Raw genomic sequence first — 22,095 nt, forward strand, 5'->3', positions numbered from 1 at the left:
CGTGATCGAATCTCGGGACGACTTGACGTTCTACCTGGCGGCGGACCTCAAGGCCCAGGGGCTGGAACGCTGGCGGCTGCGGTACCGGCTGACGCAGCGCCCGACACATTTCCAGCGGCTGCTGCGCAAATCGGAATACTGGACCAACACCGCGCGCACGCCGGTAGGACGCCTCATCGCCGGTTATTTCCAGCTACGGACCAAGCTGCTCGGCGAGCGACTCGGCTTCGTCGTCTCGCGCAACGTCTTCGGCCCGGGGTTGTCGATCGCCCACGTGGGCCCGCTGCACGTGCACTACCGGGCGAAGATTGGCGCCAATTGCCGTATCCATCAAGGGGTTTCAATCGGAGAGGGGCTCCCCGGCCAGTATCCCGTCATCGGCGACGACGTGTTCATCTCTCCTGGCGCCATCATCCTCGGCGTCGACGTCGGCGATCGCGCGAGCATTCGTGCCGGAGCGGTGGTGACCAAGCCGGTTCCCGACGATGTCGAGGTCGCCGGCGTGCCCGCCCGGATCATCTACGACCGGCGCCAACCCGCCGTACCGTCGCTGCTCAGCCGTTCGGCTTCGTAACCGCCGGGGCTACAACTGCCAGTCGTTGGAGCCGTCATTCTTCGGCACACCGACGGAGTTCTTGACGATGATCGGGTCTCCGCTGCCGAAGTTGTCGAAGAACCACTTGGCGTTGGACGGGCTCAGATTGATGCAGCCGTGGCTGACGTCCCGCTTGCCCTGATCGCCCACCGACCACGGTGCGCTGTGTACGAAGTTGCCGCTGTTGTCGAACCGGACGGCGTCGGACACGGTCACCTTGTAGCCGTTGGCCGAGTTGACCGGGACCCCGTAGGTCGAGGAGTCCATCACCACGGTCGGCATCTTCTCCAGCACGTAATAGGTGCCGTTGGCGGTCTGATGACCGCCGGAGGCCATACCCATCGACATCGGGAACGTCTGGACGACGGTCCCGTTGCGGGTGATCGTCATCTGGTGCGTGGCGTCGTCGGCGGTGGCGATCAGCGAGTCGCCGGTACGGAAGCTCGACTTGGTGCCGGCCGCATCGATGTTCACCGCGGTGTTGGGCGGCCAGAACGCCAGCGGCCGCCAGCGCACCTGCGACGGGGTCAGCCAGTAGAACTTGCCCGGCACCGGCGGGACCGACGAGATGTGGATGGCGCGCTCGGCCATCGCCTGGTCGGCGATCGGTACCTGGAAGTTGATGATGATCGGTTTTGCCACGCCCACCATCGCGCCGTTCACCGGATTGAAGGCCGGCGGCCGGAACGGCGGTTCGCCGATGAACGGGGTGTTGTCCTGACCGGCCGGCGCGGGTCCGCTGGCCACCGGCGCCGCGCCCGGGATGCCCGGAATCGGTGCCAGCGGGTCGGGCAGCGGCGGCAGGGCTATCGGATCCGGCAGCACGGGGTCACCCGGCGCGACCACGACGGGGCCGGGGTCGCCGGGCGGCTCGTCCGGGTCAGCCACTGCCGGACCGGCACCCAGCGCCAGCACTGCGACCACCCCGAAAACGTTCAGAGCGGCAGCGACAAAGGCCCAGAGACGTCCCCTCGAAAAGTCTCTCGTCCTGCGCGACATATCGATCCCTCCGGTCAAATTCTCCGACCCAGTGTGGCACAGCAGCACCACCGGTTAGCCAATCGGCGAGCTCCGGCCAACCGTTACCAACCCCAGTTCAGGCCGCTGACCTGCGGTGTTAATCGTCCTGTGAAATTGCCGTCCCGGCCCCCTGGGCAGGGTCCGCCGGCAGCGCTTCGATCACCCGCCCGAGCGCCGACATCGCCAGCAACGCCAGGCCCATCAGGATCGCCGACGCGGTCAGCATCATCGCCACACTGCGCTCCAACAGCAGCCCGCCGGCCAGCGAGCCTGCCATGATGCCCACCTGAAACGCCGTCACATACAGACTGGAGGCACCGTCGGGGTCGTCCGCTCCGGCGCGCATAGCGGCGGCCTGCAGCATCGGCGACACCGCGGTGGCCATCGCCCCCCACAGCACGATCGCGGCGGTCCCCACGATCAGCGCCGTGCGGGCGGAGTCGTGCCAGCGGTAGGCCAGCACACTCAACAACACCAGGGCGGTCGTCAGCCCGGCGATGCAGATGATGACGGCACCGCGGGGGCGGCGGTCCAGCGGCCGGCCCACCAACGCGACCGCGAGCACCCCGGCGATGCCGTAGGCGGCCAGCAGCCAGGCCTGGTTGGGGCCCCGGACCCCGACGACCTCCGCGAGAATCCGCACGATGTAGGTGTAGGAGACGAAGTGGCCGGTGACCCCGATCATGGTGATCAGGCTGACGATGACCAACGCCCGGTTGCGGTGGTGGCGCGAGCGGCGGCCCACGAACTGCAGCTGGTCTTGCGTCAACGTCATTTCCGGCAGCACCACTCGCGCGGCCACGGTGATGACGGCGGCGACCACCGTGATGCACTCGGCTGCCACCCGCCAACCCCACATCAGGCTCAGCGCAGCGGTGAGTGGACTCCCGATCACCAGCGCCAGGCTGGTGCCGATGTAGGTCGACATGGTGGCCCGCCCGGCATGGCTGGGCGGTACCAGCCGGGTGGCGATCGGGGCGATCACCGACCACAGCAGCCCGTGGGTGACCGCGCACAACACCCGCCCGGCGGCCAGCACCGCGAAACTGGGTGCCACCGCCGAGATGAGCTGCGAGACGGTCAGACAGGCCAGGCTGAGCAACAGCGTCGAGCGGCGCGGCCAGTGCGCCGTCCAGCGCACCAGCGGAACTGTCATCACCGCTGCCACCAGCGCATACCAGGAGACCAGCGCCCCGACCCAGAAGACGCTCACGTGCAGGTCCCGCGAGATGGCGGACAGGGCACCCACCGGCAGCAGTTCGGCGGTGACATAGATGAAGGCCGCCGCGGCCAATACCGACAGTTGAACCGCGATCCGTGGTGTCCACGTTCGGGCGGCACTGGCGGCTTGAGCAGTCATGGTGTGAAGTGCAAAACCGCCGGGGCAGCTACGGTAGCTGGCCGGCGCGGTTTCGCACCTTTACCGTACGCAACGCAGCACTCAGGACCGAACCAGGCGCGCGATGGCTGCGGACGCTTCGGCCAGCTTGTCGTCGACATCGGGGCCGCCCTCGGTCACCGCCCGGGTGACGCAGTGATTGAGATGCTCGTCGAGCAATCCCAGCGCCACCGACCGCAGGGCACTGTTGACGGCGCTGATCTGGGTCAGCACGTCGATGCAGTACTTGTCCTCTTCGATCATGCGCGCAATGCCGCGCACCTGGCCCTCGATGCGCCGCAACCGTTTGCCGTAGTTGTCCTTCTGCTGCGCGTATCCGTGCGGTGCGCTCATCTACTCTCCCGACGAACTGGTCACTATATACCCCGCTAGGGTATCAGACCGGAGCGGTCATTGATTTTGGCGCGATGGCCCCGCACCGCATACTTGCAGGATGGCCCCAGTTCCCGAGCAAGCCCCTGGTCAAGTCGACATCAAGCCCCGCAGCCGCGACGTCACCGACGGTCTGGAGAAGGCCGCCGCCCGCGGCATGCTGCGCGCGGTGGGCATGGTGGACGAGGACTTCGCCAAGGCGCAGATCGGGGTCGCCTCGTCCTGGAACGAGATCACGCCGTGCAACCTGTCGCTGGACCGACTGGCCAAGGCGGTCAAGGAGGGCGTTTTCCAGGCGGGCGGCTACCCGCTGGAGTTCGGCACCATCTCGGTGTCCGACGGCATCTCGATGGGTCACGAAGGCATGCACTTCTCCCTGGTGTCGCGCGAGGTGATCGCGGACAGCGTCGAGACCGTCATGCAGGCCGAGCGCCTGGACGGCTCGGTGCTGCTGGCCGGCTGCGACAAGTCGCTCCCGGGCATGCTGATGGCCGCCGCGCGGCTGGACCTGGCCTCGGTGTTCCTCTACGCCGGTTCGATCCTGCCGGGGGTGGCCAAGCTGTCCGACGGCAGCGAGCGCGAAGTCACCATCATCGACGCCTTCGAGGCCGTCGGCGCCTGCTCGCGCGGGTTGATGAGCCGCGCCGACGTCGACGCCATCGAACGCGCCATCTGCCCCGGCGAGGGTGCCTGCGGCGGCATGTACACCGCCAACACCATGGCCAGCGCCGCCGAGGCACTGGGCATGTCGCTGCCGGGCAGCGCGGCACCCCCGGCGACCGACCGCCGCCGCGACGGGTTCGCCCGCCGCAGCGGCCAGGCGGTCGTCGAACTGTTGCGGCACGGCATCACCGCGCGCGACATCCTGACCAGGGAGGCCTTCGAGAACGCGATCGCGGTGGTGATGGCGTTCGGTGGGTCGACCAACGCGGTGCTGCACCTGCTGGCCATCGCGCACGAGGCGGAAGTCGAGTTGTCGTTGGACGACTTCAGCCGGATCGGCTCCAAGGTGCCGCACCTGGCCGACGTCAAGCCGTTCGGCCGGCACGTGATGTCGCATGTGGACCACATCGGCGGGGTGCCGGTGGTGATGAAAGCGCTGCTGGACGCCGGCCTGCTGCACGGGGGCTGCCTGACGGTGACCGGCAAGACCGTCGCCGAGAACCTGGCCGACATCGCCCCACCCGACCCGGACGGCAAGGTGCTGCGCGCGCTGGACAACCCGATCCACCCCAGTGGCGGCATCACCATCCTGCACGGGTCGCTGGCGCCGGAAGGTGCGGTGGTCAAGTCGGCCGGCTTCGATTCTGACGTATTCGAAGGCACCGCCAGGGTTTTCGACGGCGAGCGGGCGGCCCTCGATGCACTCGAGGACGGCACCATCACCTCGGGCGACGCAGTGGTGATCCGCTACGAAGGGCCCAAGGGCGGTCCCGGGATGCGCGAAATGCTCGCTATCACCGGCGCCATCAAAGGCGCCGGGCTCGGTAAGGACGTGCTGTTGCTGACCGACGGCAGGTTCTCCGGCGGGACGACGGGCCTGTGCGTGGGCCACATCGCACCCGAAGCGGTGGACGCGGGTCCCGTCGCGTTCCTGCGCGACGGCGATCGGATCCGCCTCGACGTGGCCAGCCACACGCTGGACGTGCTGGTCGATCCCGACGAGTTCGCGGCCCGCCGGGCGGGGTTCACGCCCCCGGCGCCGCGCTACCGGACCGGGGTGCTGGCCAAGTACGTCAAGCTGGTCAATTCGGCCGCAACCGGGGCGGTCTGCGGCTAGCACCGGCGGCCGGTTGAATTCCCGCTATTTTGGCCGCAACCGGCAATCTCCGACGCTAACATCGGGCGCGTCCAGCGATGCTGTGTCGTCAGCAGCGCGTTACCACAGCGAGGTGCCCGTTGACGTACGCACTGGTTTCACCCCAGCTCCTCACCTCGGTGGCAGCCGAATTGGAGGGCCTCGGCGCCCTGCTCGCCAGTGGTAACGCGACCGCTGCGGCGACCACGACCGCCGTGGCCAGCGCGGCGGCCGACGAGGTGTCCGAGGCCGTCGCGGCGCTGTTCTCCCAGCACGCGGTGGGCTACCAGGAGCTGGCCCGGCAGATGGGCGCGTTCCATGATCAGTTCACCGCCACCCTGTACGCCACCTCGAACGCGTACCTGTCCGCCGAAAACGCCAACAGAGGACTGCTCGGCCTGATCAACGCCCCCACCAACGCGGTGCTGGGTCGCCCGTTGATCGGTAACGGCGCCGACGGGATGACTGTCAACGGCGTGGGCACCGCCGGCGGTCCCGGCGGCATCATCTACGGCAGCGGCGGCAACGGCGGGAACAGCACGAATGTGGGCGCCGTCGGCGGTGCCGGCGGGTCGGCAGGCCTGCTCGGCAATGGGGGCTTCGGCGGGCTCGGCGGACCGGGCGGCACCGGCGGCGCCGGTGGCAATGGCGGCTCGCTGGGCGGCAACGGCGGGGCCGGTGGCATGGGCGGGACGGGTGTCGCGGGCCTGGCCGGCGCCGTCGGCGGTGCGGGCGGCAACGGGGGCGCCGGCGGCAATGCCGGCATGCAGGGTCACGCCGGGGCCGGCGGTGCCGGTGGCGACGGCGGCCAAGGCGGCGCGGGCGCGACCGGGCAGCAGGGTGGCGCGGGCGGGGCCGCGGGTGCCGGTGGGAACGGCGGCACCGCCGGACACTTCGGCCACAACGGCGCCGGTGGTGATGGCGGCATCGGGGGCACCGGCGGCAAGGGGGGTACCGGCCTCACCGGCCAGCAGGGCGCAGCCGGCGGTGCCGGCGGCCTGGGCGGTGACGGCGGCAATGCCGGATCGGGCGCAGCGAACGGTGACGGCGGGCGCGGCGGTGACGGCGGAATGGGTGGCTCCGGTGGACAGGGTGCGGCAGACACCGGCAGCGGCGCCACCGTCGGCGGCAAAGGCGGCGACGGTGGCAATGCCGCCGCAGGTGGAGCCGCCGGAACCGGTGGCAGCGGCGGGACGGTAGGCGTCTACGGCACGGGCGGGCAGGGTGGCACCGGCGGACAGGGTGGGGCCGGCCTCAGCGCGGCTGCCGGTTCGGGCGGTACGGGTACCAACGGCGCGGCCGGCGGGTGGGGTGGAACCGGCGGCAACAGTGGCGCCGGTGGCACCAACGGCAGCGGTGGCACCGGTGGCGTCGGCGGCGACGGCGGCGACGGCGGCAGCGGCGCGGCCGACACCGGCAGCGGCCCCGGAGCCGGCGGCAACGGTGGTGACGGCGGGACCGGTGGCCAGAACGGCCTGGCCGGCAAGGGCGGCACCGGCGGCAGCGTGGGGACCGGCGGCGTGGGCGGTGTAGGTGGCGCCGGCGGCGGTGGTGCCGCGGGGGCGGACGGCACCGGCCGCGCGGGCGGCGAAGGCGGCATGGGTGGTGACGGCGGCCGGGGTGGCGGCGCCACCCTCGGCGGGGTCAACGGCGACGGTGGCCGCGGCGGTGTCGGCGGTGACGGTGGCAAAGGCGGCTCCGGAACCGCCGACACCGGCTCCGGCGGCGGTCAGGGCGGGTACGGCGGTGACGCCGGCCAGGGTGGCAGCGGCGGCTGGAGCGGTGGAGGCCCCGGCAGCAGCGCCAACGCCGGAATCGGAGGGGACGGCGGAGTCGGTGGGGACGGCGGCGTCGGCGGCGACGCGATCGCCGGGTCCAGCAATTACGGCGGCTACGGCGGTGACGGCGGGTACGGCGGTGACGGCGGATACGGCGGCAACAGCGAACACACCACCGGCGGTAAGGGCGGCAACGGCGGCAACGGCGGAAACGCCGCGGCCGGCGGTACCTCCGGGGACGGCAGCCAGATGGCCTGGGGCTCCGGTGGCACCGGCGGTGAGGGCGGTCAGGGCGGCTTCGGCGGCGCCGGCAAGATCAATCAACCCGGCGGTACCGGCGGTGAGGGTGGCAACGGTGGCGACGGCGGCAACAGTGGCACCGGTGGCACGGCCGGCACTGGTGGCGCCGGCGGTACCGGCGGTGGCGGCGGCTATGGCGGACCCGGCGATTACCAGCAGAACGGCTCGGCGGGTGGCGCCGGCGGCACCGGCGGCACCGGCGGTGACCCGGGCACCGGTGGTACCGCGGCGCTGGGCGGAGACGGCGGCACCGGTGGCGTCGGCGGCGGTGGCGGTTACGGCGGTACGGGTAAGGAATCCGTCGGCGCCCAGGGCGGCATGGGCGGCACCGGGGGCACCGGCGGCAACCCGGGTGCCGGTGCCCTCGGCGGGAACGGTGGTGACGGCGGCATCGGAGGTCAGGGCGGCTACGGAGATACCGGTGACTCGACGGATGGTTGGGCGGGTGGTGTCGGTGGCACCGGTGGCACCGGCGGCACGCCGGGACCGGGTGGTGCCGCTGCCGGTAACGGGGGTCAGGGCGGCCTCGGAGGTGTGGGCGGCTACGGCGGCAGCGGCGGCAGCGACCAAACCGGATTCGCCGGTGGTGCCGGTGGCCTGGGCGGTTCCGGCGGCGAGGGCGGTGCCGCGCCCGTCGGCGCCGCCAACGGCAACGGCGGCAGCGGCGGTCAGGGCGGCCGGGGCGGTGTCGGTGGCTACGGCGGTTACAACGACGGCAGCGACTCGGGTAAGACCGGCGGTGTCGGCGGCCAGGGCGGCGACGGCGGTGGTTTCGGGCAACCCGGCTCGGGTTCGGGCACCGCGGGCCAACAGGGTGGTGGAGGCGCCGGCGGGCTGGGCGGCACCGGCGGCATCGGCGGGCCGGGGTACTTCAACGCCGATGCCGGCCAGGGCGGTCCGGGCGGTCACGGCGGCGCCGGGGCGACCGGCGGAGCGGGCCAGGCGGGCGGCAAGGGTGGACCGGGCGGCACCGGCGGACTCGGTGGTGGCGCAACCGGCAATGGCGATGGCGGCGTAGGCGGTCTCGGCGGCAATGGTGGCGACGGCGGCGACGGCGGCGACGGAGTCGTGAACGGCCAGGGCGGCGGCAACGGCGGTGGCGGCGGCGTGGGTGGCAGCGGCGGCGCGGGCGGGCATTCCGCCGGCACCGGCAACGGCGGCAATGGCGGCCCCGGCGGGCTGGGCGGCGACGGTGGCGACGGCGGCACCGGGGACGGTGCGGCAGGCGGTCTCGGCGGCGGGGGCGGCATCGGCGGCTACGGCGGCGTCGGCACCGACCCGGGTGGTCTCGGCGGCGCGAGCGGCCTCGGCGGCGCTAGCGGCCAGAACGGCTGATCCGCGAAGTTCGCCTTACCGGGGCAGTCAACGTCCTTTACCGGATACCCCTATGGGGTATACACTGACGGGGCGGAGGTTCCCCCTCCGTTTATGTCCCGAAGATGAGGTGATATCGAATGACAACTCACGAAGCTGGAACCGAGCTGACCTGCGGCCACGAGGGTTGCGGTTGTCGCGTTCGCGTCGAGGTCCCGTGCCACTGCTCCGGGGCCACCGAGCCGTATCGCTGCACGTGCGGCGAAGCGCTGGTGCCGGTGCAGTAGTCACCACTTCCGGGCGTGCGTTCGGGTCGCCCCTGCGCACCCGAACGTGCGCCCGGTCAACACGTGTAAGGCGCCGAGCGTCCTCACAGGTGCGTCAAAACGCCGGTGTGAGCGGCATTCTGCGGACGCTCGGCGAACGACCGGAGAATCGAACGGCTAGATCCGGCGGCCTTCGCGGCGCAGCAGATCCTGGGCCGACAATCCGCCCCCGCCGCCGCGGCGACGCTGGCGCCCGTCCACCGCATCGTCGTCCTGGATGCCGCGGGCGTTGAGCTTCTCGGTGGCCGTCTCGGCGTCGGCGTCGGGCCGCTGTGCGGGTATGGCAGCGGTCTTGTCCGAATCCTCCGGCGCGTCGGGCCGGCTACCCGCGATGGGCATCTTGTTGGTCGCACCGGTCGACGGGGTCGGCGGTTTCGGCGCGGCATTCTTCGGCGCCGCGTTCTTGGGTGCCGGCCCCCGGGGGGTCGGGGCGGGGCCGTTCCGCGTGTTCTGCGGCTGGCCTGCGGTCTGCCCGGACCGGACCGGGACCTGCGGACTGCTCGTGGAGGCCGGCCCGTCGGACGTCAGCTCCGGACGCGCGGGCCGGGGCAACGGCGCCGGATGGGTGGGGTCGTGCGGGGCCCGCGGCGTCGCAGCCACCAGGCCGGCCGTCACCGGCGGCCGTGGGCCGCGACCGGCGTTAGGGGGTCGCTTGCGCTCGTCGGGCAGCTGGATCTCACCCAAACCGATGCGGGTCTGCAGGCGGCGCATCCAGCGCGGCGCCCACCAGCAGTCGTCGCCGAGCAGCTTCATCACCGAGGGCACCAGGAACATCCGGACCACGGTCGCGTCCAACAACAACGCCGCCATCAACCCGAACGCCAGGTACTTCATCATCACCAGGTCGGAGAACACGAACGACCCGGCCACCACGGCGAGAACCAACGCGGCCGCGGTGATCAACCGCCCGGTGGTGGCGGTGCCGATCCGGATCGACTCCTGGGTGGACATGCCGTTCTCCCGGGCCTCGACCATGCGGGACACCAGGAACACCTCATAGTCGGTGGCCAGGCCGTAACCGACAGCGACCACCAGCGCGATGATCACCACCATCAGCGGGGTGGGCGTGAAATTGAGCAGACCGGCGCCGTGCCCGTCGATGAAGATCCAAGTCAGGATGCCCATGGTGGAACCGAGCGTCAGCACGCTCATCACCGCGGCCTTGATCGGCAGCACCACCGAACCGAACGCCAGGAACATCAACAGCATGGTGGTGGTGATCAGCACGATCACCATCAGCGGCGCCCGGTCCACCAGGCTGTGGATCGAATCCTGCTCCAGCGCGGGTGTGCCGCCGACGTAGATGTCGATGCCCTTGGGTGGGGTGATCGACCGCAGCTCGCCCAGCTTCCGGGCCGAATCGGCCGGATTGGTCAGGGCGTTCTGCAGCACCCGCACCGACGGGTCCTTGGTGCCGCCCGGCGCCTGCGGGCGTTCCTGCCACATGTTGGCCGGGTTGTTGTCCTGCTCGATGAAACCGCTGATCGACATGGCCTTGGCGCGGATGTCGGCGACCTGCTGGTCGGTGACCGGCTGATGGTTCTCCGACTGGATCACCAACGTCAGCGGGTTGGTGCGGTAGCCGGGGAAGAGTTGGTCGAAGTGCTCCTGGGCCTGGCGCGCCGCGTTGTTCGGCGGCAGGTACTTCTCGCTCATGCCGCCCAGTGACATATTGCCCAGCGGGATGATCAGCAGGATCATCCCGACCACGATCGGGATGGCGAAGGCCAGCGGGCGTTTCATCACGAAGTTCGTCAGCTTGCCCCAGAAGCCGGCCTCGACCTCCTCACGCGTCTTGGTCTTCTGCAGCCGGTCGGCCAGCCAGTTCAGGTAGGCCCGCGACACCTTCCAGTTGCGCAGGAACGGCACCCGGAACGCGGTCCGCACCCCCAGGGCGTCGACGTGCTTGCCCAGCACACCCAGGCAGGCCGGCAGCAGCGTGATGGACAGGATCGCGGCCAGGGTGACCGCCGTGATCAGGGCATAGGTCAGCGACTTCACGAAGCCCTGCGGCAACAACAGCAGGCTGGCGCCTGAGGCGGCGATGAGCACCGCCGAGAACACCACTGTCCGCCCGGCCGTCATCACGGTGCGGCGCACCGCGGTCTCGGTGTCGTAGCCCTCGGCGATCTCCTCGCGGAAGCGGCTCACCACGAACAGCCCGTAGTCCACTGCGATACCCAGACCGATCAGCGAGACCACCGGTTGGGCGAAGAAGTGCACCGGCCCGAACATCGCGATCAACCGCAGGATGCCCAGCGAGCCGGCGATGCTCAGACCGCCGACCATCACCGGCAGGCACGCCGCGACGGCGCCACCGAACACCAGGAACAACACCACCGCGACCAGGGGTAGCGCCAGCACTTCCATGCGCCGCTGGTCGGTGGCGATGGTGCCGGTCAGGGCGCTGGCGATCGGTTGCAGGCCGGCCAACTGGACGGTGCCGCCGTCGAGTTTCTGCAGCGCGGGTTCGATGGTCTTGTAATTGGTCAGGATGGTGTCGTCGTCGTCGCCGTTCAGCGGGATCGACACGAAGGTGTAGTGCTTGTCGTCGGTGGCCATGCCCTTGATGACCGGGCTGGTGTTGTCCGGGGAGCGCAGATACCCGGCCCAGCCGAACACCTCTTTGGGATGGTCGGCGACGAACTTGTTCAGCTCGTCGGTGATTTTCTTCGACCAGGCCGGGTCGTTGACCGTCTTGCCGTCCGGAGCCTTGAAGATCGCGACGATGTGTCCGGTCCGGTCGCGGCCGTAGACCTTGTCACCAAGGATCGACGCCTTGACCGACTGGCTGCCGTCGTCGTAGAAACCACTCTGCGTGACGTGCTTGCCGAGGCTGAGCCCGAAAATGCCGCCGCCCAGGCACAACGCGACCGTGACCCCGATTACGATGTAGCGCAATCGGTACACAGTTCGACCCCACCAGGCGAACACTTAAGCTCCTTACTGGATCTGTAGCGACCCGCGCATTGCTGTGCACTGCTCTTTTATTGTCAGACCCTCATCACGTCACACGCGAGGTCAACAGCGAGGACAGCGGCCGGAACGGCTGCAACCATGCTCCCTGCTCGGGTAGCGAATCCAGGCCGATCCGCGGCAGTGGCTCCCGGAACACACCTGCGATGTCCTCCAGGTCGACGAACTCCAAGCTATCCGACGCTAGCGCCCAACTAGCGTGTTCACGAAATCCAAGCACGTGAACAGGGGTTCCGCCGCGCGCCACCTCCTCGAGCGGTAACCGAAAGGCCTGGCCGTCGGCGGAGGCCACCATCAGCGCCGCGAGTCCTTCGCGGTAGCGCAGCTCGATGTGCTCCAGCATGTCGCGGTCGACGTCGCTGTCTTCGTCGATCTTGGGTTTGGCGAAGACGGCGAATCCGACGTTGCGCAGCGCGTCCACCCAGGGCCGGACCACCTCGGCGCTGCCGGGTGCGATGTTGGTGAACACGGTCGCCTCGGGGACGACCCGGACATCGGGTGTCTGCGCCGAGACGTCGGCGGTGCGGGCCAGCAGCCAGCGGCCCAGCGCGTCGAACCGGGGCCGTTCCACCCCGGTCGGCCGACGGCCCAGGATGGAACCCAGACCCATGTCGAGGTTGGGCGCGTCCCACACCAGCAGCACCCGCTGGACCCGCTGTGGGGTGGGGTCGGTGAAGCCGGCCAACCCTTCCTGCGCCAGATCTCCCGCCGCCAGCATCGGGCGGTCCAGGGTTTCCGACGCGGCGGTGCCGACGTCTTCGGTGAGGCTCATCTGATTTCGGGCTTCTTCCATACGAACTCGCAGACGCTGCTGCCCGCTTCCTGGGCCTTCGTCTCGTACTTGGTCATGGGCCGAACCACGGAGATCGGCAGGTATTCGGAGCCGGGGTCGACGCGGACGAGGTGCGGTGCGGGAGCGAGGGCGGCGATGTGCTCGGCGTAGCCAGGGTGATCCGTCGCGACATGCAGGACACCACCGGGGAGTAACCGGTCCGCGATCAGAGCAACCGTGCCCGGCTGAAGCAGGCGCCGCTTGTGGTGGCGGGCCTTGGGCCACGGGTCCGGGAAAAAGACCCGCACGCCGGTCAGCGATGCCGGGGCGATCAGGTCTTTGAGCACGTCGACGCCGTTTCCGCGGATCAGCCGGATGTTCTCGACGCCGGCATCGTCGATCGCGCACAGCAGCTGGGCCAGGCCGCGGCGATAGATCTCCACCGCGATCACGTCGATGTCGGGCTCGGCTTGCGCCATCGCCAGCGTCGATGTCCCGCTGCCGCACCCGATTTCGAGCACCAGCGGCGCGTCCCGGCCGAACCAGGAGCGGATGTCCAGCGGCTCGTCGGCCTGCCGGCCCAACTCCGGCCAGCGCCGCTCCCAGGTTTCGCGCTGGGCGTGGGACAGGGCCGACCGCCGCGACCGGAAACTCGTGGGCGGGAGATAGCCCCAGGGCGTGTCGGGCCGTAGCCCCACCCTGGGTTGCGCGTGCATTTGTCCATGGTGGCTCATGATCGATAGGTGTAGCCGCCTCTGGTCCAGATTGATACCCAACAGTTGCCTTCGGCTGGTAACAGCGGGGACACCTGGCTCGCGGGCCGGCGACGGGGATGCCACCATTCGGTGGGATCGCGAGGAGCGGGAAAAGCAGGGGACAGGAGCCGCATATTTTCGTCGACGAGCTGACGCGGTACGCGCGGCAGGCCACTGACCAGCGGATCAGGGCGCTCGCCGAGCAGGCCGGCGCGCCGTTGCGGGTAGCCGTCCGCGGCCGCCCGGGTGTCGGGGCCCGCACGGTGGCACGTGCTCTGGACCGGGCGTCGGGCATCTCGGTGGTAGCGGCCGGACGCAGCGCGGACCTGGTGGTTCAGGTGATCGCCGACGTCGTGAAACCCGAGGACCGAACGAGCCCGGCGCTGGTGGTGCTGACCAAGGCCGACGTGCTGCGCCTGGCCGGGGACGCCCGGGTGGAAGCGCGTTGCGACCGGCTGGCCGACCACGTCGGAGTGCCGGTGTTGCCGATGTGCGGGCTGCTCGCGGGCGCGGCGCTGGACGACCTGGACACCCGGTGCTGGGCGGCGTTACGGGCGCTGGCCGCCCATCCCGGTGGCCTCAGCTGCCTGGACGGGTCCTTCGACGGGTTCCTGGGAGCACAGCTGCCTGTGCCGGTCGCGGTGCGAACGCAGTTGCTGCGGGTGTTGGACCTGTTCGGGATCGCGCTGGGCGTGGCGGCGCTGCGGCAGGGCGCCGGTGCGGCGCAGGTGCGGGCGCTGTGGCACCGGGTCAGCGGAGTGGACGCGGTGCTCGAGCGGCTGCTGAGCGCCGGCGCCGCGGTGCGGTACCGGCGGGTGCTGGACGCGGTCACCGAACTGGAGGCGCTGGCCGTTTCCGACCCGGCCGTGGGGGACTTTCTGGCCCGCGACGAGACGGTGATCGCCCGGATGGCGGCCGCCCTGGACGTTGTCACCGCCGCCGGCCAGGCTGCCGGCCCGGAGGCGCCGCTGGCGCGGGCGGTGCACTGGCAACGGCACCGCGCTGGGCCGCACGGTGCGTGCGCGGCGGACATCGCCAGAGGCTCGCTTCGGCTGTGGTCGCGCAGCGGCGGCGCGGTGCCCCGGGAGTCGCGATGACCGGCGCGGCACGCGACGATCCGGTCGCCGACGTCGACGCCCTGGTGACGTCCATCGGGTCGAATCTGGATGCACCGGTGGTCAACCGTCGCGACGTGGTGCTGGTGACCGGTCCCTGGCTGGCCGGGGTGACCGGGGTGGCCACCGCACTACGCGAGCGGCTGCCCGAGCACACCTTCGTCGAATCCGCGGAGCTGGCGCCCGGCGCCGCGCCCAGGGCGGTGGTCTTCGTGGTGTCGGCGGCGGCCCCGGTGACCGAGTCCGACTGCACGCTGCTCGATGCCGCCGCCGAGAACACCGACGTGGTGGTGGCGGTGGTCACCAAGATCGACGTGCACTATGCGTGGCGCGACGTGCTGGCCGCGAACGCGAAGAAGCTGACCCGGCACGCGCGGCGCTATGCCCGGGTGCCCTGGATAGGGGTGGCCGCGGTGCCCGATGTGGGCGAGCCGCACGTCGACGAACTGATCGCGACGGTCCGCGCGCAGCTGGCTGATCCCGACGTTACCCGCCGAAATCGGTTGCGGGCGTGGGAGTCCCGGTTGCAGAAGGCTGCCCAGCGCTTCGACCGGGACGCCGACGGCGCCGGGCGCCGGGCCCGCGTCGATTCGTTGCGCGACGAGCGCAGCGCGGTGTTGCGGCAACGCCGGGAAACGAAATCCGAGCGGATGATCACGCTGCGCGGTCAGCTGCAGCAGGCCCGCGTGCAGCTGTCGTATCTGGCCCGCGCCCGTAGTTCGTCGGTGCGCACCGAGTTGCAGGAGGACATCGCGGGCCTGCCGCGCCGGGCGATGGCCGGTGTCGAGGAGGACGCGCGGCACCGCTTCGAGGATGTGGTCGCCGAGGTCGGCGCGGCCGTCGACGCCGATCTCGCCGAGATCGCGCGGACGGCGGGCCTGCCGCTGGAGTTAATGCCCCTCGAGCTGCCGCCGGTCCCCATTCCGCCTGCGCAACGCAAAGCGCGACAGCTGGAGACCCGGCTGATGATGGTGTTCGGCGTGGTGTTCGGCCTCGGCGTGGCGCTGACGCTGAGCCGGCTGGTGACCGGTCTGGCCCCGCGGCTGCACCCGGCCTATCTGGCCGGCGGCGTCGCGGCGTGCGTCACGCTCGGATTGGCGATGACCGTCTGGGTGGTGCACATCCGGGCGTTGCTGGGCGATCGCAACGCGCTGGACCGCTGGGCGGGGGAGGCGGCGTCGTCGCTGCGGTCGGTGCTGGAGCAGCTGGTGTCCAGTCGGGTGCTGGTCGGCGAATCGCTGCTGACCAGTGCTGCCGCCGCCCGCGACGAAGTCGAGAATGCCCGGGTGAACGAACAGGTCAGCGTGATCGACGCCGAGTTGCGGGAACACGCGCTGGCCGCGGCCCGGGCCGCCGCGGCGCGTGACCGGGAGAAACCGACCGTGCAGGCGGCGCTGGACGCGGTGCGGACCGAACTGGGCGAATCGGTGGCGCCGCGCAATGGCTCGCGTCCCCGCGTGCCCGGCCCAGCGGGCCCGTCGCGGCCGAAGCCGGATAGTAACTCCGACTGACCGGGCCGGTATCTTCTGAATCGGTCTTGTGAGCAGGCTTATACCCTCCTGGGACTTACCCGACAAGTGATGCGCGTTAATCTGTATAAGAAAGCGTTAAGTGTGCGTGTCGAGCGCGCACCCCTCTGGAACCGACGAATACCGAACCGCAGAATTCAGGAGAGTTCGATGACCTCAGCGACCATCCCCGGCCTGGACACCGCACCCACCAACCATCAAGGGCTGCTGTCCTGGGTCGAGGAGGTCGCCGAGCTGACCCAGCCCGATCGGGTGGTGTTCACCGACGGGTCCGACGAGGAGTTCAAGCGGCTGTCCGACCAGCTGGTCGAGGCGGGCACGTTCACCCGGCTCAACCCGGACAAGCACCCGAACTCGTTCCTGGCGCTGTCGGACCCGTCCGACGTCGCCCGGGTGGAGTCCCGGACCTTCATCTGTTCGGAGCGCGAAGTCGACGCCGGCCCCACCAACAACTGGAAAGACCCGGCCGAAATGCGGTCGCTGATGAAGGACCTGTACCGCGGTTCGATGCGCGGCCGCACCATGTACGTGGTCCCGTTCTGCATGGGTCCGCTCGGCGCCGAGGACCCCAAGCTGGGTGTGGAGATCACCGACTCCGAGTACGTCGTCGTCTCCATGCGCACTATGACCCGGATGGGCACCGCCGCGCTGGAGAAGATCGGCGACGACGGCTTCTTCGTCAAGGCGCTGCACTCGGTGGGTGCGCCGCTGGAAGACGGCGCCAAGGACGTCCCGTGGCCGTGCAACGAGACGAAATACATCACCCACTTCCCGGAGACCCGCGAGATCTGGAGCTACGGCTCGGGCTACGGCGGCAACGCGCTGCTGGGCAAGAAGTGCTACTCGCTGCGGATCGCGTCGGCGATGGCCCACGACGAGGGCTGGCTGGCCGAGCACATGCTGATCCTCAAGCTGATCTCCCCGGAGAACAAGGCGTACTACTTCGCCGCGGCGTTCCCGTCGGCGTGCGGCAAGACCAACCTGGCCATGCTGCAGCCGACCATCCCGGGTTGGCGCGCCGAGACCCTGGGTGACGACATCGCCTGGATGCGGTTCGGCAAGGACGGCCGGCTGTATGCCGTGAACCCCGAGTTCGGCTTCTTCGGCGTGGCGCCGGGCACCAACTGGAACTCCAACCCGAACGCCATGCGCACCATCGAAGGCGGCAACACGGTGTTCACCAACGTCGCGCTGACCGACGACGGCGACGTGTGGTGGGAGGGCCTGGAAGGCGACCCGCAGCACCTGATCGACTGGAAGGGGCGCGACTGGACGCCGGGCAACGGCGAGAAGGCCGCGCACCCCAACTCCCGGTACTGCACCCCGATGTCGCAGTGCCCGATCCTGGCGCCAGAGTGGGACGACCCGCAGGGCGTGCCGATCTCCGGCATCCTGTTCGGCGGCCGCCGCAAGACGACGGTGCCGCTGGTCACCGAAGCCCGCGACTGGCAGCACGGCGTGTTCATCGGCGCCACCCTGGGCAGCGAGCAAACCGCCGCCGCCGAGGGCAAGGTCGGCAACGTGCGCCGCGACCCGATGGCCATGCTGCCGTTCCTGGGCTACAACGTGGGCGACTACTTCCAGCACTGGATCGATCTGGGCAAGAACGCCGACGAATCCAAGCTGCCGAAGATCTTCTTCGTCAACTGGTTCCGCCGCGGCGACGACGGCCGCTTCCTGTGGCCGGGCTTCGGCGAGAACAGCCGGGTGCTGAAGTGGATCGTGGACCGGATCGAGCACACGGCGGGTGGCAAGACCACCCCGATCGGCACGGTCCCGGCTGCTGAGGACTTGGACCTGGACGGTCTGGACGTCGACGCCGGTGACGTGGCGGCTGCCTTGGCGGTCAACGCCGACGAGTGGCGCGAGGAACTGCCGCTGATCGAAGAGTGGCTGGAGTTCGTCGGCGAGAAGCTGCCGACGGGCGTCAAGGACGAGTTCGACGCCCTGAAGGAGCGTTTGTCGCAGGCCTGATCGCTGGAAGGCACGAAGCCCCGTCGCACCCCTGTGGCGGGGCTTTTGCCTTCTTGCTCCCATGGTGGTTTGCCACACTTATTGTTTCGGGCGGCCGAACTAATCGATATGGCGGCTTGATCAGCAGATCTAAGGCGACCCTTTGTTCGAAAATCGTAGCCTCGCTAAGTTGCCATGTGCTGAGAACCGGGTTACCGTCTAAGACATCGAAGGGGAGTAGTTCCAGTTCGTCGGCCTCGGCCGGCGGCGGCGGATGGTCGACATACTGGCGATTTCAGCTTTCAGGGGCGCCCGGTCATCCACCGGAGAGTTTTCCGGCGAACGAGACCTTCGGCCAGGCCATCCAACCGCCGAACCGAAGGAACCACCCGCATGACCCTGCTGGCCGAACGCCGCAAGACCCGGACACCCGCGGACACGCTGCTGCGTTCGCTGCTCCTCACCCTGGCGTTCATCGCCCCGGCGCTGGTGGTCCGCTTCGTCGGACTGCACCCGACCCCGGTCATCGCGTTGGTGATCTACGGCGCGGCGGTGGTCGCGGCGAGCTTTCTGCTCGCCTGGGCAGCCGAAGCCGCGCAGGTCGATGTCTCCGGCGGGCTGGCCGTCGCCGTCCTCGCCCTGATCGCGGTGTTGCCGGAATACGCCGTCGACCTCTACTACGCGTACCGGTCCGGATCGCACGCGGAGTACGCGCAGTACGCGGCGGCCAACATGACGGGATCCAACCGGCTGCTGATGGGCCTGGGCTGGCCGGTCGTGGTGCTGCTGGGGCTCTGGGTGGCCCGCCGGGTGAGCGGACACAAGGCGGCCGCCCTGATCCTGGGGCGCGGAAACCGGGTCGAGCTCGGCTTCCTGCTGATCGCCGGCGTGGTCGCGGCGATCGTGCCGGCGACCGGTCGCATCTCCCTCACGCTCGGCCTGGCGTTGCTGGCCTGGTTCGGGTTCTACCTCTACAAACTCAGCCGCGGCGAGGTCGAGGAGCCCGAGCTGATCGGGACGGCCGCGGCCCTGGCCGCGCTGCCGCACCGCGCCCGTCGCGGTGGTGTGGTCGCGATCTTCGTCTTCGCCGCCATGGTGATCCTGGCCTGTGCGCAGCCGTTCGCCGAGAGCCTGATCGGGGCCGGCACCGATCTGGGGGTCGACCGGTTCCTGCTGGTGCAGTGGCTGGCGCCGCTGGCTTCCGAAGCACCGGAGTTCGTGATCGCGATCATCTTCGCGGCCCGCGGCAAAAGCACGGTGGCCATCGCGACGCTGATCTCGTCGAAAGTCAACCAGTGGACGCTGCTGGTCGGCTCGCTGCCCATCGCCCACCTGGCCGGCGGCGGCGGATCCGCGCTGGTGCTGGACGCCCGGCAGATCGAGGAGATGCTGCTGACCGTGACGCAGACCCTGATGGGTGTGGCGTTGCTGCTGGCGCTGCGCTTCCACCGACGCCTGGCATGGGCACTGCTGGCGCTGTTCCTGGTGCAATTCGCGGTCCCGTCAACCGAAGGCCGGTTGGTGCTCAGCGGCGTCTACGCCGCAGTGGCTGTCGCTGGGCTGGTCGTGCACCGGCGCCAGTTGATTCCCACGCTGCGAGCGCCGTTCGCCAGGGCGTGACGGCCGGGTCGTAAAGTCGGCCCATGCAGATTCGTCCGCACGCACAGGCACATCCCGGCAAACCGGCCGTCATCCTGCATCCGTCGGGCACGGTGGTGACGTTCGGCGAACTCGAAGCGCGCGCCAACCGGCTGGCGCACGCCTTCCGTCAGGCGGGGCTGCGCGAAGGCGACGCGGTGGCGATCCTGATGGAGAACAACGAACACCTGCACGCGGTGATGTGGGCGGCGCGCCGCAGCGGGCTGTACTACGTGCCGATCAACACCCATCTGACCGCCGCCGAGGCGGCCTACATCGTCGACAACAGCAACGCCAAAGTTATCATCGGCTCCGCCGCGCTGCGGGAGACCTGCGCCGGGCTCGGCGACCACCTGCCCGGCGGCCTCCCCGGTCTGCTGCTGATCGCGGACACCGATCTGGACGGCTGGCAGCGATACCCGGAATGCGTTGCAGAGCAACCGGATTCACCGATCGACGACGAGATCGAAGGAGACCTGCTGCAGTACTCCTCGGGTACCACCGGCCGGCCCAAAGGCATCAAACGCGAACTGCCGCACCTGCCGCCGGCGGAGGTGCCCGGCATGATGGCGGCGCTGGTCGGGTTCTGGATGGACTCCGACACGGTGTATCTGAGTCCGGCGCCGCTGTACCACACCGCCCCCTCGGTGTGGTCGATGACGGTGCAGGGCGCCGGACTGACCACCGTGGTGATGGAGAAGTTCGATCCCGAGCAGACGCTGGCCGCCATCGAGCGTTACCGGGTGACCCACGGCCAGTTCGTGCCGGCGATGTTCGTCCGGATGCTGAAACTGCCGGAGGCCGTGCGTAACTCGTATGATCTGTCCAGCCTGAAACGGGTGATGCACGCCGCCGCGCCGTGCCCGGTGCAGATCAAGCAGCAGATGATCGACTGGTGGGGGCCGATCGTCGACGAGTACTACGCTTCCTCGGAGGCGATCGGTTCGACGTTGATCACCGCCGAGGACTGGCTGACGCATCCCGGCTCGGTGGGCAAACCCATGATGGGTGCCTTGCACATCGTCGGCGAAGACGGTGCCGAACTGCCCCCCGGCCACCCCGGCGAAATCTATTTCGAAGGCGGGTACTCCTTCGAGTACCTCAACGACCCGTCGAAAACCGCTGACTCACGCGACAAACACGGCTGGATGACCGTCGGCGACATCGGCTACCTCGACGAAGAGGGCTACCTCTACCTGACCGACCGGCGACACCACATGATCATCTCCGGTGGGGTGAATATCTATCCGCAGGAGACGGAGAACCTGCTGGTCACTCATCCGAAGGTGTTGGACGCGGCGGTGTTCGGGGTTCCCGACGACGAGATGGGCCAGCGGGTGATGGCGGTCGTGCAGACCGTCGATCCGGCCGACGCCACCGATGAGTTCGCTGACGAACTGCTCGGTTGGCTACGAGATCGGTTGGCGCACTACAAATGTCCGCGGACGATCGCTTTCGAGGCAACACTGCCGCGTACCGACACCGGCAAGCTCTACAAGAACCAGCTGGTCGACAAGTATTCATGATGCGGGCCGTCGACCTGCGCAGCGCCCCCGCGTCGGACGATGCGGCGCTGCCGGGTGTGATCGTCGCCCACGGGTCGGTCGACAACGAATACTGGCTCGATGCAGCGACTTTCACCCTGACCGAGCATCCCTGCCCCGATCGCCGGGTGGTCACCGTGGACTCGGTTGCCGACACGCTGGCCGAACTGGCGGCGCGCTGTGCGCGCTGGCCGCACGCAAGCACCATCTGTGACGATGTGTTGCGGTGCGTCCAACCCGGGACGTCGGCCGGATTGCTGACCGAATCGCTGGCCTATTCCACGCTGCAGGCCGGTCCGGAATTCGCGCGCTGGCTTGCCGAACGCGGTCCCGCGCGACTGCCGGACAGCGCCGATCCGGTTGCGGTGCAACGCGAAGACGACATACTGCGAATCGACTTCAACCGGCCCGCCCGGCACAATGCCTTCTCCACCGACACCCGGGCGGCCCTGCTCGAGGCGCTCAGCGTTGCACAGCTCGATGACTCGGTCACCGGAATCGTGTTGGGCGGCAACGGTCCGTCGTTCTGCAGCGGCGGCGACCTCGCCGAGTTCGGTACCTTCGCCGACCCGGCCGGTGCGCACCTGGCCCGCACCCGGCACAGCCCGGCGCTGGTGCTCGACGAGCTGACCGGCCGGCTCGGGCGAGCCTGCCGCGCGCAGGTGCACGGACAGGTGCTGGGCAGCGGTCTGGAGATGGCCGCGTTCTGCGGATGGGTGGTGGCGCAGCGCGATTCGGTGTTCGGGCTGCCGGAGCTGAGCCTGGGGTTGATCCCCGGCGCCGGCGGCACGGTGAGCGTCACACGGCGCATCGGACGCTGGCGCACCGCGTATCTGGTGCTCTCCGGCCGGACGATCGACGCCGAAACCGCCCTGGCGTGGGGGCTGGTGGACGAGCTCGCGGCTGCGTAG

General features: G+C 69.7%; 16 protein-coding genes. 10 read left to right on the forward strand and 6 right to left on the reverse strand.

What is annotated here, in order from left to right; genetic code table 11:
• Position 1 precedes the first annotated feature (1 nt).
• Positions 2 to 574, forward strand: a complete 573-nt coding sequence (locus AC5Y5Z_RS15650) for a serine acetyltransferase (protein ID WP_499926099.1) — start codon at positions 2 to 4, stop codon at positions 572 to 574.
• A 9-nt stretch (positions 575 to 583) separates the two neighbouring features.
• Here AC5Y5Z_RS15650 and AC5Y5Z_RS15655 read toward each other — a convergent pair whose 3' ends face one another.
• The 3 genes from AC5Y5Z_RS15655 to ricR form a co-directional block, all read right to left on the reverse strand.
• Positions 584 to 1,594 carry a L,D-transpeptidase gene (locus tag AC5Y5Z_RS15655; RefSeq protein ID WP_463827982.1) on the reverse strand — a complete coding sequence of 337 codons (1,011 nt, stop codon included), beginning with the start codon at positions 1,592 to 1,594 and terminating at the stop codon, positions 584 to 586.
• Positions 1,595 to 1,712: 118 nt separating this feature from the next.
• Positions 1,713 to 2,975 carry an MFS transporter gene (locus AC5Y5Z_RS15660; RefSeq protein WP_463827983.1) on the reverse strand — a complete coding sequence of 421 codons (1,263 nt, stop codon included), beginning with the start codon at positions 2,973 to 2,975 and terminating at the stop codon, positions 1,713 to 1,715.
• Positions 2,976 to 3,056: 81 nt separating this feature from the next.
• Positions 3,057 to 3,347, reverse strand: coding sequence for a copper-sensing transcriptional repressor RicR (gene ricR / locus AC5Y5Z_RS15665; RefSeq protein ID WP_463827984.1), 291 nt, complete (start codon positions 3,345 to 3,347; stop codon positions 3,057 to 3,059).
• 100 nt (positions 3,348 to 3,447) lie between these two features.
• Here ricR and ilvD point away from each other — a divergent pair, with 100 nt between their 5' ends.
• The 3 genes from ilvD (at position 3,448) to mymT (ending at position 8,863) form a co-directional block, all read left to right on the forward strand.
• Complete coding sequence (ilvD, locus tag AC5Y5Z_RS15670) at positions 3,448 to 5,166, forward strand: dihydroxy-acid dehydratase (protein WP_499926102.1); 1,719 nt, start codon at positions 3,448 to 3,450, stop codon at positions 5,164 to 5,166.
• Positions 5,167 to 5,285: 119 nt separating this feature from the next.
• Entirely contained in the window at positions 5,286 to 8,597 is a 3,312-nt protein-coding gene (locus AC5Y5Z_RS15675; protein WP_499926104.1) for a PE family protein, read from the forward strand.
• A 119-nt stretch (positions 8,598 to 8,716) separates the two neighbouring features.
• Positions 8,717 to 8,863: a copper-binding metallothionein MymT gene (gene mymT / locus AC5Y5Z_RS15680; RefSeq protein WP_246398338.1), complete on the forward strand. Its 147-nt coding sequence runs from the start codon at positions 8,717 to 8,719 to the stop codon at positions 8,861 to 8,863.
• 156 nt (positions 8,864 to 9,019) lie between these two features.
• Here the strand turns inward: mymT and mmpL3 are convergent, their stop codons facing one another.
• The 3 genes from mmpL3 to trmB all read right to left on the reverse strand — a co-directional run bounded on the left by mmpL3 (position 9,020) and on the right by trmB (position 13,384).
• Positions 9,020 to 11,836 carry a trehalose monomycolate exporter MmpL3 gene (gene mmpL3 / locus AC5Y5Z_RS15685; RefSeq protein ID WP_463827987.1) on the reverse strand — a complete coding sequence of 939 codons (2,817 nt, stop codon included), beginning with the start codon at positions 11,834 to 11,836 and terminating at the stop codon, positions 9,020 to 9,022.
• Between the two features lie 70 nt (positions 11,837 to 11,906).
• Positions 11,907 to 12,650: an NYN domain-containing protein gene (locus tag AC5Y5Z_RS15690; RefSeq protein ID WP_463827988.1), complete on the reverse strand. Its 744-nt coding sequence runs from the start codon at positions 12,648 to 12,650 to the stop codon at positions 11,907 to 11,909.
• Positions 12,647 to 13,384: a tRNA (guanosine(46)-N7)-methyltransferase TrmB gene (trmB, locus tag AC5Y5Z_RS15695; protein ID WP_463827989.1), complete on the reverse strand. Its 738-nt coding sequence runs from the start codon at positions 13,382 to 13,384 to the stop codon at positions 12,647 to 12,649. The genes AC5Y5Z_RS15690 and trmB overlap by 4 nt, the downstream gene beginning before the upstream one ends.
• Before the next feature lie 98 nt (positions 13,385 to 13,482).
• Between trmB and AC5Y5Z_RS15700 the strand changes: the two genes are divergently transcribed.
• The 6 genes from AC5Y5Z_RS15700 (at position 13,483) to AC5Y5Z_RS15725 (ending at position 22,095) form a co-directional block, all read left to right on the forward strand.
• Positions 13,483 to 14,502 carry a hypothetical protein gene (locus AC5Y5Z_RS15700; RefSeq protein WP_499926108.1) on the forward strand — a complete coding sequence of 340 codons (1,020 nt, stop codon included), beginning with the start codon at positions 13,483 to 13,485 and terminating at the stop codon, positions 14,500 to 14,502.
• Positions 14,499 to 16,031 carry a hypothetical protein gene (locus tag AC5Y5Z_RS15705; RefSeq protein WP_499926110.1) on the forward strand — a complete coding sequence of 511 codons (1,533 nt, stop codon included), beginning with the start codon at positions 14,499 to 14,501 and terminating at the stop codon, positions 16,029 to 16,031. Before AC5Y5Z_RS15700 ends, AC5Y5Z_RS15705 begins: the two co-directional genes overlap by 4 nt.
• A 168-nt stretch (positions 16,032 to 16,199) precedes the next feature.
• Complete coding sequence (locus AC5Y5Z_RS15710) at positions 16,200 to 18,023, forward strand: phosphoenolpyruvate carboxykinase (GTP) (protein WP_463827992.1); 1,824 nt, start codon at positions 16,200 to 16,202, stop codon at positions 18,021 to 18,023.
• 372 nt (positions 18,024 to 18,395) lie between these two features.
• Positions 18,396 to 19,622, forward strand: coding sequence for a calcium:cation antiporter family protein (locus AC5Y5Z_RS15715; RefSeq protein ID WP_499926112.1), 1,227 nt, complete (start codon positions 18,396 to 18,398; stop codon positions 19,620 to 19,622).
• A 23-nt stretch (positions 19,623 to 19,645) separates the two neighbouring features.
• Positions 19,646 to 21,166: a fatty-acid--CoA ligase FadD4 gene (fadD4, locus tag AC5Y5Z_RS15720; protein WP_499926114.1), complete on the forward strand. Its 1,521-nt coding sequence runs from the start codon at positions 19,646 to 19,648 to the stop codon at positions 21,164 to 21,166.
• Positions 21,163 to 22,095, forward strand: coding sequence for an enoyl-CoA hydratase/isomerase family protein (locus AC5Y5Z_RS15725; protein ID WP_499926116.1), 933 nt, complete (start codon positions 21,163 to 21,165; stop codon positions 22,093 to 22,095). The genes fadD4 and AC5Y5Z_RS15725 overlap by 4 nt, the downstream gene beginning before the upstream one ends.

This window comes from Mycobacterium sp. NGS29, from assembly GCF_059812965.1.

Bases quoted from the DNA above. Each gene is read 5' to 3' on its own strand.
- AC5Y5Z_RS15655 (WP_463827982.1), bottom strand. From the start codon at position 1,594: ATGTCGCGCAGGACGAGAGACTTTTCGAGGGGACGTCTCTGGGCCTTT.
- AC5Y5Z_RS15660 (WP_463827983.1), bottom strand. From the start codon at position 2,975: ATGACTGCTCAAGCCGCCAGTGCCGCCCGAACGTGGACACCACGGATC.
- ricR (WP_463827984.1), bottom strand. From the start codon at position 3,347: ATGAGCGCACCGCACGGATACGCGCAGCAGAAGGACAACTACGGCAAA.
- ilvD (WP_499926102.1), top strand. From the start codon at position 3,448: ATGGCCCCAGTTCCCGAGCAAGCCCCTGGTCAAGTCGACATCAAGCCC.
- mymT (WP_246398338.1), top strand. From the start codon at position 8,717: ATGACAACTCACGAAGCTGGAACCGAGCTGACCTGCGGCCACGAGGGT.
- AC5Y5Z_RS15690 (WP_463827988.1), bottom strand. From the start codon at position 12,650: ATGAGCCTCACCGAAGACGTCGGCACCGCCGCGTCGGAAACCCTGGAC.
- trmB (WP_463827989.1), bottom strand. From the start codon at position 13,384: ATGAGCCACCATGGACAAATGCACGCGCAACCCAGGGTGGGGCTACGG.
- AC5Y5Z_RS15700 (WP_499926108.1), top strand. From the start codon at position 13,483: ATGCCACCATTCGGTGGGATCGCGAGGAGCGGGAAAAGCAGGGGACAG.
- AC5Y5Z_RS15705 (WP_499926110.1), top strand. From the start codon at position 14,499: ATGACCGGCGCGGCACGCGACGATCCGGTCGCCGACGTCGACGCCCTG.
- AC5Y5Z_RS15710 (WP_463827992.1), top strand. From the start codon at position 16,200: ATGACCTCAGCGACCATCCCCGGCCTGGACACCGCACCCACCAACCAT.
- AC5Y5Z_RS15715 (WP_499926112.1), top strand. From the start codon at position 18,396: ATGACCCTGCTGGCCGAACGCCGCAAGACCCGGACACCCGCGGACACG.
- fadD4 (WP_499926114.1), top strand. From the start codon at position 19,646: ATGCAGATTCGTCCGCACGCACAGGCACATCCCGGCAAACCGGCCGTC.
- AC5Y5Z_RS15725 (WP_499926116.1), top strand. From the start codon at position 21,163: ATGATGCGGGCCGTCGACCTGCGCAGCGCCCCCGCGTCGGACGATGCG.